This window comes from Nocardia sp. NPDC057272, assembly GCF_042668615.1.
GTDB lineage: Bacteria > Actinomycetota > Actinomycetes > Mycobacteriales > Mycobacteriaceae > Nocardia.
Map to the genome: position 1 here is coordinate 1 of NZ_JBHUYK010000001.1, position 13,618 is coordinate 13,618.

Annotated in this window: 12 protein-coding genes; 2 read left to right on the forward strand and 10 right to left on the reverse strand. The window is 68.1% G+C overall.

Annotated elements, in window-relative coordinates; translation table 11 throughout:
• Window positions 1–114: 114 nt before the first annotated feature.
• Window positions 115–1,734 carry a DHA2 family efflux MFS transporter permease subunit gene (locus tag ACFULV_RS00005; protein ID WP_378651460.1) on the reverse strand — a complete coding sequence of 540 codons (1,620 nt, stop codon included), beginning with the start codon at window positions 1,732–1,734 and terminating at the stop codon, window positions 115–117.
• A 73-nt stretch (window positions 1,735–1,807) separates the two neighbouring features.
• Between ACFULV_RS00005 and ACFULV_RS00010 the strand changes: the two genes are divergently transcribed.
• On the forward strand, window positions 1,808–2,317 hold the full coding sequence (locus ACFULV_RS00010) for a MarR family winged helix-turn-helix transcriptional regulator (RefSeq protein ID WP_378651466.1): 510 nt from the start codon (window positions 1,808–1,810) through the stop codon (window positions 2,315–2,317).
• Window positions 2,318–2,427: 110 nt separating this feature from the next.
• Here the strand turns inward: ACFULV_RS00010 and ACFULV_RS00015 are convergent, their stop codons facing one another.
• Window positions 2,428–3,276, reverse strand: a complete 849-nt coding sequence (locus ACFULV_RS00015; protein ID WP_378651469.1) for a DoxX family protein — start codon at window positions 3,274–3,276, stop codon at window positions 2,428–2,430.
• 149 nt (window positions 3,277–3,425) lie between these two features.
• Between ACFULV_RS00015 and ACFULV_RS00020 the strand changes: the two genes are divergently transcribed.
• Window positions 3,426–4,547 carry a PQQ-dependent sugar dehydrogenase gene (locus ACFULV_RS00020; RefSeq protein ID WP_378633412.1) on the forward strand — a complete coding sequence of 374 codons (1,122 nt, stop codon included), beginning with the start codon at window positions 3,426–3,428 and terminating at the stop codon, window positions 4,545–4,547.
• A gap of 55 nt (window positions 4,548–4,602) precedes the next feature.
• On the opposite strand, the gene gatB is transcribed toward ACFULV_RS00020, so the two are convergent.
• The 8 genes from gatB to ACFULV_RS00060 all read right to left on the reverse strand — a co-directional run bounded on the left by gatB (window position 4,603) and on the right by ACFULV_RS00060 (window position 13,378).
• The gene (gene gatB / locus ACFULV_RS00025) at window positions 4,603–6,108 is read right to left on the reverse strand and encodes an Asp-tRNA(Asn)/Glu-tRNA(Gln) amidotransferase subunit GatB (RefSeq protein ID WP_378633409.1); all 1,506 of its coding nucleotides are present in this window, start codon (window positions 6,106–6,108) and stop codon (window positions 4,603–4,605) included.
• A gap of 45 nt (window positions 6,109–6,153) precedes the next feature.
• The gene (locus tag ACFULV_RS00030; protein WP_378651472.1) at window positions 6,154–7,533 is read right to left on the reverse strand and encodes an alpha/beta hydrolase family protein; all 1,380 of its coding nucleotides are present in this window, start codon (window positions 7,531–7,533) and stop codon (window positions 6,154–6,156) included.
• A gap of 52 nt (window positions 7,534–7,585) precedes the next feature.
• Complete coding sequence (locus ACFULV_RS00035) at window positions 7,586–8,620, reverse strand: ATP-dependent 6-phosphofructokinase (protein ID WP_378633402.1); 1,035 nt, start codon at window positions 8,618–8,620, stop codon at window positions 7,586–7,588.
• 28 nt (window positions 8,621–8,648) lie between these two features.
• The gene (locus ACFULV_RS00040; RefSeq protein ID WP_378651475.1) at window positions 8,649–9,533 is read right to left on the reverse strand and encodes a hypothetical protein; all 885 of its coding nucleotides are present in this window, start codon (window positions 9,531–9,533) and stop codon (window positions 8,649–8,651) included.
• Between the two features lie 109 nt (window positions 9,534–9,642).
• On the reverse strand, window positions 9,643–10,452 hold the full coding sequence (gene fdhD, locus ACFULV_RS00045) for a formate dehydrogenase accessory sulfurtransferase FdhD (protein WP_378633397.1): 810 nt from the start codon (window positions 10,450–10,452) through the stop codon (window positions 9,643–9,645).
• A 77-nt stretch (window positions 10,453–10,529) separates the two neighbouring features.
• Entirely contained in the window at window positions 10,530–11,165 is a 636-nt protein-coding gene (locus ACFULV_RS00050) for a DUF1345 domain-containing protein (RefSeq protein ID WP_378651477.1), read from the reverse strand.
• Between the two features lie 47 nt (window positions 11,166–11,212).
• Window positions 11,213–12,124 (reverse strand): LysR family transcriptional regulator, encoded by a 912-nt coding sequence (locus tag ACFULV_RS00055; RefSeq protein ID WP_378651480.1) that lies wholly within the window; start codon window positions 12,122–12,124, stop codon window positions 11,213–11,215.
• Between the two features lie 12 nt (window positions 12,125–12,136).
• Complete coding sequence (locus tag ACFULV_RS00060; RefSeq protein WP_378651483.1) at window positions 12,137–13,378, reverse strand: FUSC family protein; 1,242 nt, start codon at window positions 13,376–13,378, stop codon at window positions 12,137–12,139.
• Window positions 13,379–13,618 lie beyond the last annotated feature (240 nt).

Here is a 13,618-nt window from a genome sequence, read left to right on the forward strand (position 1 = left end):
TCGTTGATGCGACCGGCGGCGAGCCTGTTATCGGGTAGCCCGATCCCGGCAAGTTACCCATGTTCTGGCGAAATCACGGGTTGCGATTCGCGGGCGGGGCGGACTGCCCTGCTGTCAGACGAGCGCGGGTTGTGTTGTCGACGTCGACGACTCGTCGTCGCGGCCGGTTCGGGAGGGAATCAGGGCCGTGGCCACGAGGCCGAGCAGGACGAAGCCCGCGGCCAGATAGGCGCCGAGGTTGACGCCGGCGGTCATGGCGGATCGACCGGCGGTGGCTACTTCCTGCGTATCCGGCTGGGTGGCAAAGCCTTCGATCGCCGCGCCCGCGCTGCCGGTGATGGCGTGCGCGTATTGCTGGGCTTGCGCCGGAGGCGTACCGACCGAGGTGAGGTCGTCTTCGACATTCGAGCTCAGCGTGGTGAAGAAGATCGTCGTGAGCAGTGCGATGCCGAGGGCGGAACCCAGTTGGCGGAAGGCGCTCTGGATGCCGGATGCCTGGCCGTTGTCGGCTTCGGGAATGTCGGCGAGGACGACGTTGGTCACTTGAGCCGTAGCGAAACCGACACCGATGCCGTACACACACAGGACCAGCGCGATCGACCACCACGAGCTGTCGGTGGCGGCGAAGAAGCCCAGTGCGGCCAGGCCGACGACCTCCAGCCCCAGACCGAGGCGGACCATGTTCAGCGGCGAGGCCTTCCCTGCCATCCCGAAGCTGGCACCACTGGCGATGAAGCTGCCGATGGCGATCGGCACCAGGGCCAGACCGGACTGCAGGGCGCTGTAACCGAGGGTGAACTGCAGCCACAGCGGGAGCACAGCGACGATGCCGAACTCACCGAGGCCGATGATCAGCGTCGCGATATTGCCGTTGCGGAACGAGGCGAGCGAGAACAGGCTCAGGTCCATCAGCGCCTTGTCGGCATTGCCGCCGCGGCGCAACAGCACCTGCCGGATGACGAACCCGCCCAGCGCCAGCACACTCAGCACGAGCGCGACCAGCACCGGCGAAGGTCCGCTCGCCCAGGTGAAGCCGGCGATCCCCATCGGATGGACGGTGGTGATCCAGCCGTAGGTGCGGCCCTCGACCAACCCGAAGGCCAGCAGCCCGAGGCCGAGCACCGACAGGATCGAGCCGAGCACATCGAGTCGACCGGCGACCTTCGGCGACGGCGCGATGCACGCCAGCACACCGACCACGATCAGCACAGCCAGGGGCACATTGATGCCGAACGCCCAGCGCCACGACACATGCTCGGCCAGCCAGCCACCGAGCAGCGGGCCGAGCGCGGCGGCCGCACCGATCGTGGAACCCCATACCGCGAAGGCCTGACCACGGGCTTTGCCGGTGAAGGTGGCGTTGAGCAGGGCGAGCGAGGTCGGCAGGATCATCGCCGCGCCCGCGCCCTGCAGGAATCGGGCGATGACGAGCAGTCCGCCGTCCGGTGCCAGCCCGGCCAGGATGCTGGTCGCGCCGAACACCACGACACCGGCGACGAACACCCGGCGTGCCCCCACCATGTCGGCGAGGCGGCCGACTACCAGCAGCAGGGCCGCGAAGACGATCGCGTAGGACTCCTGAATCCATTGCGCCTCGGTGGAACCCGTGTCCAGGTCTTCGATGATCGACGGGATGATCACGTTCACGATCGTGGTGTCGACCACGATCAGCGCCACGCCGAGGGCGATGGCGATCAAGCCGAGCCATCGGCGGATGGACGACTCTTGACTCATCGCACACACTCCTATTTCCATGGTGGAATATTTCCATGGTCAAAGTAGATTGTGGGCAATAGGATGTCAAACGATGCGAAAGGAACCTATGAGCCAGTCGGACGCTCGCGCCCAGTACGAACGAATCCACGAGGGCATGCGGGCCTACGGCGCGAGTTACCGGGAACTCGCCCGCCGATTCGCGACCTGGCTCGGGTTGCACTCGACCGATGCCGAGGCCCTGATCGAGATCCTCACCGCAGAGGAACGCGGGACCACACTGTCACCGGCACGCCTCAGCGAACGGATCTCGTTGTCCAACAGCGCCACCACCGCGCTGCTGAACCGGCTGGAACAAGCCGGTCATATCGTGCGCAGCCGAGAACACGACGACCGTCGCGTGATCACACTGCGCAGCACACCCCGCATCCACACCCTCGCCAACGACTTCTTCGGCCCGCTCGGCACGAAGGTGGAGGACACGGTGATGGGGAAATACTCCCCCGAGGAGCTGCGACGATTCGAGTCGTTCCTGGCCGACGTGCACGCCACCATGACCGCCCACCTGACTGAACCCGCACCATCGCGACCACTGATGTCGTGAGAACATCGGTAACTCACCGGGTACCGGCTCACCGAGTTGCCGCGCGACCGCCCGCCGCGTCATCGACGCACCGCGCCCCTAGGTCTGGCTCAAAGACGCGGAGAGGCGGATCAGAAGGGGCCGATGCCCTTCAAGGGATTGCCGCCGTGGAGGAACCAGAAGGTGAGGATGGCAGCGGCGACGGCCAGGACGACCACCGCGAAGGAACCGTAGGAGGGGCGGGTGGCCCAGCCTCGGGTGCGGTCGAAAGACCAGCGGCCGGGGCCGGTGAGGATGATCGCCAGAGCGGAACCGGCCAGGACGGAGTCGAGTTCGACGCCGGTGGGGGTGCCCGCGTTGTACTGGAAGCCGGGAACCATGCCCTGCTTCCACATCCACGCGTTCAGGATCGTGGCCAGGACGGCGCCCGCGGCGAGCGGGGTGGCCAGGCCGATCACCAGCAGGATGCCGCCGCCGAGTTCACCGGCGATCACCAGCGCGGTCGACAGTGACGGGTAGTCCCAGCCGCCGCTTTCCATCATGGTCTTGGTGCCGTCGAGGCCGGGGCCGTGGAACCAGCCGGTCAGCTTCTGCAGACCGTGGTAGATGAAGGTGTAGCCGACCACCAGGCGCAGCACGAACAGGCCGAGGTCGAGGGTGCCGCGGCGAGCCTCGCGGTTGCGGCGCTGCAAGCGGACGGTGCCCGCCGAGGCCGCCGACGCGGGCGGGATCGTCGCGTACCCGTAATCTTCGTCGCCGCCGCCACGACCGGTTTGCGCGGTACTCGCACCGGGAACCTCATCACCGGGGTCGAGACCGAGATCCTCGTCGGTACGGGGGATGTCCTTCGGATCCGGCTTACGCATCTGCGTCGTCGGCGAATCGAACGGGCTGGTCACCGGGCGACCCGCCGCCGACGCGCCCTGCCCGGCCGGTGCCGAACCTTCGGCCTTCGGAGTGTCATTCGACTTGTCGGTCACCGACTCACCTTATGACGTGCCGTCCCGGTGTGCCGCCCTTCCTCGCAACGGGCGTGTCAGCCCCGCTCGACTTCCGGTCGCGTCGGGGCAGCCGCATTCGGACGCGACGGGCGTGTCAGGCCCGCACCGCTGCCGGTAACGTCTGACCTATGAGTTCGGGAATCGCGGGCCGCGTGGCAGTCGGGGTGGCACTGAGCACCGTTTTGCTAGCCGGGTGCGCCCGTTTCGACGAGTCGGCGTCGAGTCCGTTCACCACCGAACCGCAACTGGGTGGGTCCGGCGCGGAACCGAAGAAGCCGCAGGAAGACCCCTCGCAGCCGCCGCGACCGACCGGACCGTGTATCGATCCCGATCCCAATGTCATCGCCACCTGCATGGAATCGGGGGCCGGGCTGATCGCGGTGGGCGAGGGCGCCTTCGTCGCGGAGCGAAAGACGGGGCGGATCCTGCAGGTGAAGCCGGTCGACGCGAGCACACCGCAGGAGACGCCGGTGGAGATCGCCAGCGTGCCCGTCGACGGGTCGGCCGACGGCGGCATCTCCGATATCGTGCTCTCCCCCACCTTCGGTGAGGACGGGCTGATGTACGCCTACATCACCACCGGCAGCGACAATCGGGTCGTGCGGCTGTCCAAGGGCGGGGCCGCCAAGCCGATCCTCACCGGAATCCCCAAGGGCGCCGACGGAAATCGCGGCGCACTGGAATGGTCCACGCCGACGCAGCTGATGATCCTCACCGGTGACGCCGGAAACCCCGGCGCCGCAGCCGATCCCGGCTCGCTCGGCGGCAAGCTGCTTCGCCTGGACTCCCCGTCGGCGGGCGCGAACAACCCACAGGTGGTGGCGTCGGGTATCGGTTCGGCCGGCGACATCTGCCGCGACGGCAAGGAAGGCATGTGGGTCACCGACCGCACCGCCGCCGAGGACCGGCTCCAGCACCTGAGCCCCGACGGCACCCTCAGCGTCTCCTGGACCTGGCCCGACCGTCCCGGCGTCGGCGGCTGCACGGCCACCGGTGACGGCGTCGGCATCGCGCTCAGCGAGGGCAAGGCGCTGGCCGCCGTCGCCGCGGACCCCAATACGTTCGCCGTCACCACCGCCCCCACCCTGATCGCGCAGGACAAGTACGGCAGGTTCCTCGGCGCCACCGCCAGCGCCGACGGCAGCATCTGGGTCACCACCACCAACAAGACCGACGGCGAGCCGGGTGAATTCGACGACCGCGTCGTGCGCATCCCGCCCCCGCAGGGTGGAGCCGGCGGCCCGGACTAGGAGATGAAGCGGCCGCCCGTACTGCGAAAGCAGTGCGGGCGGCCGCTTCGCATCCTCAGCTACAGGCGGCGATGACCAGATCGCGTACGCGGGCGGCGTCGGCCTGGCCGCGCGTGGCCTTCATGACGTCGCCGACGATCTTGCCCGCGGCCTGCACCTTGCCGGAGCGGATCTTCTCGGCGATGTCGGGGTTGGCGGCGAGGGCCTTCTCGACCTCGGCCTGCAGGGCAGAATCGTCGCTGACCATGCCGAGGCCCTTGGCCTCGACGATGGCGGCGGGCTCGCCCTCACCGGCGAGGACGAAGTCGACGACCTGCTTGGCGACCTTGTTGTTGACGGTCTTGGTTTCCACCAGTGCGATCACCGCGGCGACCTGGGCGGGGGTGATGGGCAGGTCGGCGAGGGCGATGTCGCGTTCCTTGGCCTTCTCGGTCAGGTAGGCGACCCACCAGGAGCGCGCCTCGTTGGCGGGGGCGCCCGCGTCGACAGTGGCGATGATGAGGTCGAGGGCGCCCGCGTTGACGAGGTCGCGCATGACCTCGTCGGACAGGCCCCAGTCGGCCTGGATCCGGGCACGCACCAGCCACGGGTATTCGGGGATGGTGGCGCGCAGCTCCTCGACCCATTCGGCGGCCGGGGCGACAGGCTCGAGATCGGGCTCGGGGAAGTAGCGGTAGTCCTCGGCGGTTTCCTTGCGGCGACCGGCGGCGGTGGAGCCGTCGGCCTCCTGGAAGTGGCGGGTCTCCTGGACGATCTCGCCGCCGGCGGTGAGCACCGCGGCCTGACGACGCATCTCGTAGCGCACCGCGACCTCGACGCTCTTGAGCGAGTTCACGTTCTTGGTCTCGGTGCGGGTGCCGAATTCCTTGGCGCCGATCGGCATCAGGGACACGTTGGCGTCGCAGCGCAGCGAACCCTGCTCCATCTTCACGTCGGAGACGTGCAGCGAGCGCAGCACCTCGCGCAGCGCGGTGACGTACGCGCGAGCCACCTCGGGGGCACGCTCGCCGGCACCGGTGATGGTCTTGGTGACGATCTCGATCAGCGGCACGCCCGCGCGGTTGAAGTCGAGCAGCGAGTGGCTCGCACCGTGGATGCGTCCGGTCGCACCGCCGACGTGCAGGGACTTGCCGGTGTCTTCCTCCATGTGCGCGCGCTCGATCTCCACCCGGAAGATGGACCCGTCGTCGAGTGTCACGTCGAGGTAGCCCTCGGTGGCGATCGGTTCGTCGTACTGGCTGATCTGGTAGTTCTTCGGCTGATCGGGGTAGAAGTAGTTCTTGCGCGCGAACCGGCCCCACGGGGTGATCGAACAGTTCAGCGCGAGACCGATCCGGATGGCCGATTCGATGGCCTTCTCGTTCACCACGGGCAGCGAGCCGGGCAGGCCGAGGCACACCGGGCACACCTGGGTATTGGGTTCGGCGCCGAACTCGGTGGGGCAACCGCAGAACATCTTGGTCGCCGTGGACAACTCGACGTGGACCTCCATGCCGAGCACCGGCTCGTACCGGGAGATGACATCGGCGTAATCCATCAACTCGACCGTGGGTGCACTCATGACGCCCAGTCTAGGTAAGCCCGCTGACGCACTCGGCCGGTGGTCCTAGCGTGGCGGGACGCGCTGGGTGAGCCAGCCGGTGACGTAGGTGAGCACCGCCGGGTCGATGGTCGTCTCGATGGTCGCGTACTCGCTCGGCTTGCCGGTCGCGGTGGGCTGCATCAGGTGGTTGAGGCCGGGAAAGGTGTACACGGCCGCGTCGGGAGCGGCGGCGAGGTTCTCGCGCATCGGGCCCTCGTTCTGGGTGGCGACGACCTGCTGGTCCTTGTCGCCGAAGAACGCCAGCACCGGCACGCGCAGCGCCTGCAGCGTCGGTTTCGGGTCGTGGGTGATGAACGAGGTCATGTACGGGGTGTTGAACCCGTCGACCACCTCCTGGGGCGCGCGTTCGGCCACGGGCAGGGAGTCGTTGTGCCGCTGGGTGAAAGCCCGCGCGCCCTCGATATCGCCCGCGCGCAACAGCCTCGACCATTCACTGACGTAGGCGACCTGCTGGTCGATCTGGTCCTGCGGTGCGCCCGTCGCGGCCATGATCACTTTGTTCTGCTCGATCAGCACGTCGGCGCCGGGCACCGACGGACCTGCCATCAGGACCGCGAACGCGACATCGCTGCCGGGCAGCGCGGCGACCATCGGGGCGAGGTAGCCGCCTTCGCTGTGCCCGAACAGACCCACCCGGGCGGGATCGATCTCGGGGCGGGCACGCAGGAACGCGAGGCCCGCGGCCGCGTCGGCGGCGAGGTCGGGATAGGTGGCGTCGTCGAGAGTGCCGCTGGTGCCGCCGACACCACGGTCGTCGGTGCGCAGCACGGCATAGCCTGCGCGAGTGAAGGTGTCGGCGAGCAGCTGGAACGGGCGGTGACCCATCAGCTCTTCGTTGCGGTCCTGCGGGCCACTACCCGTGATCAGCAGCATCGCCGGAAACGGGCCACTACCTTCGGGTTCGGTGAGCGTGCCGGCGATGGTGATGTCGCCGTTGTGATAGGTGACGTCCTCGCTGCGGTACGGGTACGGCGGCTTCGGGTCCTGCGGGCGGGGCAGGTTCTCGATCTTGCCGCGCTGCAGCGTGACCGGAGCCTTCTCCCCGGACTGCACCCAGTCACCGGTGAGCCGGTCGCCGTCGAGCTTGCCGCGGAAGCCGGGGTCACCCGGCGCGTCGGGGATGGTGAACTCCACCCGGTCCGGTTCGGTGCGAACGTCTTTCAACGGCGCGTCGCTCACACCCTGAGCCGGGATGTCGATGGTGGCCGATCCGTCCTCGGCGAAATTCACCCCGATCGCGATCGGCTGCCCCGGCACCTCGATGTCACCGTGCCAGCTGCCCCGCACAGTGGGGGCCGCCGCGTCGTCCGAGGACTGCGAACACCCCGCCACCAGCGCGGTGACGACGAACAGAACCGAAACGATCACTCGACCGGTGCGCATGAACCCACGGTACCGACGCGCACCGACCATGGTGGAGGAACCCGCGCCGGTATCAGCCGAAGAACGCCGACGCCTCGCTGAGCCGTTCCGGCGGAACGCGTTTGAGCTGCTTGGTCGCCTCCGACAGCGGAACCAGCCCGATATTGGTGCCGTGCAGCGCCACCATCTGACCGAAATGTCCCGCGTGCACCGCCTCGGCCGCGTGTACCCCGAACCGCGTCGCGAGAATGCGGTCGTAGGGCGTGGGGCTGCCACCGCGCTGAATATGGCCGAGCACCGTGGTGCGCACCTCTTTGCCGATGCGGCGTTCGATCTCCGACCCCAGCTGCTGGGCGACGCCGGTGAACCGCTCGTGGCCGAACTCGTCGATCCCGCCCTCGCGCAACGCGAATCCGGATTCCGGCGCGGGATGCGCGCCCTCGGCGACGACGCAGATGAAGCTCTTGTCACCGCGCTGGAAGCGGGCCTTGATCATCGCGCACACCTGGGACACGTCGAACGGTTCCTCGGGCACCAGGGTCAAGTGGGCGCCCGCGGCGATCCCGGAGTTCAGCGCGATCCAGCCGGCGTGGCGGCCCATCACCTCGACCAGCATCACCCGCTGATGGGATTCGGCGGTGGTGTGCAGACGGTCGATGGCCTCGGTGGCGATCGACAGCGCGGTGTCGTGGCCGAAGGTGACGTCGGTGCAGTCGATGTCGTTGTCGATGGTCTTGGGCACGCCGACCACCGGCACGCCCTCGTCGGCGAGCCAGCTCGCGGCGGTGAGGGTACCTTCGCCGCCGATGGGGATCAGCGCTTCGATGCCGTTGTCGTCGAGGGTCTGCTGGATCCTGGGCAGGCCGGCGCGCAGCACCTCGGGATTGGTGCGTGCGGTGCCGAGCATCGTGCCGCCCTTGGTGAGCAGGCGGTCGGTGCGATCGTCGTTGTGAATGCGGATCTTTCGATCCTCGAGTAGGCCGCGCCACCCGTCCTCGAAGCCGACGATGGCATCGCCGTAGCGTCCGTTCGCGGTGCGGACCACAGCCCGGATCACCGCGTTCAGACCTGGACAATCTCCGCCTCCGGTCAAGACTCCGATGCGCATGGCGTTCATCTTGCCGCACCGGCCCCGATCAGGGGCAGTGACCTCCGGCCAGCTCGCTCAGGTGCCCCGAGATGAGCGTCGCCATCTTGTCGAGCATGGCCATACCGTCGTTGAAGCTGCCCGAATCCGGTTGTGCGGCGAAGGCGATCGCGATCCGCCCGGTGGGCGAGTCGATCAGACCGAATTGGCGGACCAGGTACTTACCCGCCGGGTCGGGCCCCCACCCGCCCTTGAACTCGGCACTGCCGAACGCGCCGAGACCCCAGTGGTGGCTGGCGATGATCTGCTGCATCAGCCCGACCACGCGCTCGCTCTGCGGGATGCACGGCAGCTGCGAGGCGAAGCGCACCTGGTCGGCCAGCGTCCATTCGGCCTGACCGTAGACCGACGCGTCGGCGCGGGTGCGCGTGGTCGGCACGGTGGTGCGGGTGTCGCCGCCTTCGCGCAGCACGCCCTCCACCGCCTCGGCCGCGTCGGCACCGCTACCGAGCGAGGCCCACAGGGTGTCGGCGGCGCCGTTGTCCGACGCGGTGATCGCCGCGGAGGCATACGACGAGTAGGAAGCGCTGTTACGCAGGGCCGCGATGGCGAGCGGCACCTTGATCGTCGACCAGGCCGGCCCGGAGGACCAGTTGCCGAAGGTGACCATCTTCTTGCCGCCCACCGGCATGATCGCCAGCCCCGCGCTCCCGCGGAAACCCTGCTGGAGCTCGCTGAAATCGGCGGCGAGGCTGCCGGGTACCGCGATCGAGATCGTGCCGTTGTCGGCGCCGGGATCGGCGACGGGAACCGTGGTGGTCACGCTCGGCCGGGCGGCCTTCGGCTCGGCACCGCAACCCGCGGTCGCGAGCACGACCACGCCCAGCAACGCGGACAGCACCACCCGGACGTGATGGCGTCGTTCATTATTCATTATGTGAAGCATTTTTGTTTGTAAACTCCCCCGGGGCGTTCGGTGCTGGCGACCCGTACCGTTACCGTACTGCGACATATGCCGATCGCCCACTTCGAGCACCGAACCCTCAGGTCAGACGGTGTTCGCCCGTATAGATATTCATCGTTTCGGCACGCAGGAAGCCGACGAGTGTGAGGTCGGACTCGGCGGCCAGGTCGACAGCGAGCACGCTCGGCGCCGACACCGCGGCCAGGATCGGGATCCCGGCCATCACCGCCTTCTGCGCCAGCTCGAACGACGCGCGACTGCTCACCACCAGCACCAGATCGTGCGCGGGCACCCGGTTCTCGCGCACCGCCCAGCCGATCACCTTGTCGACGGCGTTGTGCCTGCCGATGTCCTCGCGCAGGGCCAGCAGCGTGCCGTCGGCGGTGAACAGGCCCGCCGCGTGCAAGCCCCCGGTGGCTTCGAACAACTTCTGCCCGGCGCGTAGCTGTTTCGGCAGGTCGGTCAGGGTGTCGGTACTGATCGACACCGAGTCGTGCGGGATCGGGAAGCGGGTGTGGGTGCGTACTTCGTCCAGCGCGGTCTTACCGCAGAGGCCGCAGGCGCCGGTGGTGAGGAAGTTGCGGGTGTGGATCGGCGCCGGATTACGCAGGCGCAGATCGAGGACGTTGTAGGTGTTGCGGCCGTCGCTGTCGGTGCCTGCGCAGTAGCGCGCGGTGACGATGTCGTCGGCCGATCCGATGATGTCCTCGCCGAACAGGAACCCGTGGACCAGGTCGATGTCGTTGCCGGGGGTGCGCATGGTGACGGTGAGCGATCGGCCGTCGACCCGGATCTCGAGCGGCTCCTCGACGGCGAGAGTGTCGGGTCGCTGAATCCGCCCGGCCGGGGACAGGCGGGTCGTCTTGCGCCGTGCGGTCACTCTGCTCATCCCATGACTCTGCTCACTGTGCGGGTTCTGATCAAACACGGGTTGCCGATCAGGTGATCGGCGCGATGGATCAACACTCAACCGGTGGCGAGTCCGGCGACGAGATTGATCGTCGTCGCCAGAATGACCGTCCCGAAAATGTACGACAACAGGCAGTGCCGAAGGGCGATGGCGCGAATCTTCTCGTTGGAGACATTGGTATCGGAGACCTGGTAGGTCATGCCGAGGTTATAGCTGAAATAGAAGAAGTCGCGGTAGTCCGGCTGCGCGGTGATGTTGAAGTCGATCCCGCCGCGCGGCTGCTGGTAGTAGATGTAGGCGTAGCGCGCCGCGTACATCAGGTGCACCGAGGCCCACGCCATGAACACTCCGCCCAGCGCGACCGCTGCCGCGATGTTCGACGCGGTGGAATGGCGCAGGACCAGGACCACCACGATGCCGACCAGTCCGCTCAGCGCGGCGGCCACCACCGACAGCTCCTCGATGAACGGCTGGAAGTCTTCCCGCCGCGCGACCCGCTCGGTTTCCCCGGGGCTCATCGGCCACAACACGAACCACCCGGCGATGACGAATACTGTTGCCGCGGAAGCGATTCCCGACAGAATTCCCAGCGGCGCCTCGTGCCCCAGCCCGACGGCCAGTCCGACGATCACGCCGATGACCGCCGAGCCGACCAGGCGCGTGACAGCCGACAGCAGCAACCGGGTGCTCATGGTCGTGCACAGTACCCAACGGGTTGCCCGGTCATAGCTGAACGGGATCAACCGGTGGCCGGGCGCGGCGCGACAGCGAAGTCGGTGGCCCGTGCGGTGCCGATGAGCGCGGTGGTGAGCACCGATCCGGGCTCGACCGCCGCGGTGACGAGCACGATCTGCGCGGTGACCACCGGGTCGGTGAGTTCGAACACCCGGATGTCGGCGGTGGGTCCCAGCGCCGCGACCCACGGCTGCGGCACGATGCACGCCCACCGCCCGGTGCGGGCGTGTTCGAGCAACGTCGCCACCGAGTCACTCTCGAGTTGCGGTGCCGCGGTGAGGCCCAGCGTCGCGAGCGCGTCGTCGATCAGCTGACGACCGCGCATCCCCGGTGGCAGCAGGCACATCGGCAGTTCCAGCGCGTCTGCCCAGGAGATCTCGGTACGGCCCGCGACGAGCGCGCTCCCCGCGACGAGAACGTGGCGTTCGGCGTAGAGCGGGGTGAGGGTGAGGCCGGAAGTATCGACACCCTGCGCGTAGACGATGCCGGCGTCGAGCTCGAATCGGCGAATCCGTTCGACGATGTCGAGCGAGCGCAGACTCGTCTCGACCCGCACCCGCATCAACGGATGTTCGGTACAGAAAGGGTCGGTGAGCAGCGCGACCGTGCTCGACGCCGCGGGCACCACCCCGATCCGCAGTTCACCGGTGAGACCGGTTTGCAGCGCGCGGACCTCGTGTTCGAGCGCCCCGCGGTCGGCGATGATCCGCCGGGCCCACAGCACCAGCCGCTCCCCCTCGGGGGTGAGACCCTCGAACGTGCGCGCGCGGCGGACCAGCGGCACGCCGAGTTCGTGTTCGAGTTTGCGGATCGCCTCCGACAGCGCGGGCTGCGACACGTAACAGGCCTTCGCCGCCCGGGCGAAATGCCGTTCCCGGGCGAGCGCGACGAAGTATTCGAGCTGACGGAACAGCATTCGGCGATCGGGTCAGTCGTCCTGGTCGTCGGCCGCTTTGTTGCGCGCCTTCACGATCTCGAGCGCCTTCTCGGCGGTGGCCTGGTCCGGGTAGGGGCCCATCCGGTCGCCGTACCAGCAGGCCTTGCCCTGTTCGGCCTTGTGGTGCTTGAGGCAGTAGTACCACTCGTTGTCGTCAGCCATGCCGACAGTATGCAACGTTTCGCATACCGGCGTCTCGTAGGTGGGTAACGCGGGGGTAGCGGGTTCGCGAATGAGCAGGGCGACAGCGATTCCCACCGCGACGCCGATCACCGTGTCGACCCCGCGTTCGGTGAGCAATGTGAGCGGATCGGACGGATCGGCCAGTTCGGTCATCGACATGATCAGCGGCGTGAAGAAGCCCATCGCCACGGCGTAGTGGCGGGCCATGAACAATTCGGTCGGGTAGAGCAGCGCGATGATCGCCAGGCCGAGCATCGCCGGGCTCGGACCCGGGATCAGCAGCGGCGCGGTGACCGCGAGTCCGATGAACGTGCCGACCACCCGGTGCATGCCGCGGGTGATCCGGTCACGGGAGCTGGCGGCGGCCAGGGGCACCGCGGCGCCCGCCATCGCCCAATTGGCATGGCCGACGCCGAGCAGCAGCCCGATCCCGCCGGAGATCGAGATCGCCAGCGCGTAGCGTCCCGCCTGCACGTACGACACTCCTCCGGTGCGATGTGGCGCGATCGGTACCCGCATCGCACACATGCCTGCCCGGCGGACTCGCCGCGTCGACTCGAGATAACCGACCAGCACGCACAACGCCGCGGTGCCCGCACACAGCACCGATGCCAGGAGCGGATCGCGCTGAGCCCCGGCCACCATGGCGATGGCGCCGAACGCGAAGATCCCGAAGAACGGCCCCTCCGGCCGCAAGCCGAGGCGGTCGGTGATCGGCGAGGCCACCGCGGCGAACACCGCCACCGCCGACACCAGCACCGCGGGAGGGGCGTGCAGGCGCGCGAGCAGGATGCCGGCGCCGACGGCGCCGACCAGCATCACCGCCGCTTCGCTCTGGTGGATCAAGCGCCGGTGCGGCGATTCCGCGAAGCCGTACATCCCGGTGAAGGAACCGAAGACGGCGTAGATGAGCAGGTCGGTGCGGCCCACCGCGATCAGCACGAGGCCGGGAATCGCGAGACCGACGAAAACGCGGGCGGCGGGCAGATGATCGATCTCGGTGACGAACCGGTGATAAATCTGGCGCGCCCGTGTTCGCGTGGTGCGCAAGGGTTCCTCCGAAGTCGGTCGCGGGACATGCCCGTAGGGCCGATGATCAAGCCTGCACGATCCGCGCGCACGCCGTCAACCTGCGGTGATCCCGGTCGCACCGGCGAAAACGGCGCTCTGGCGGGGGTGATAAGCGCGACCGATCGACCGGTCGGAAATCGGTCTTGGACGTCGCCGACCGACACGACGAAAGTTACCTACGCCCTTCCGTGATCTCGACGGTAGAGAATCCAACCGAGG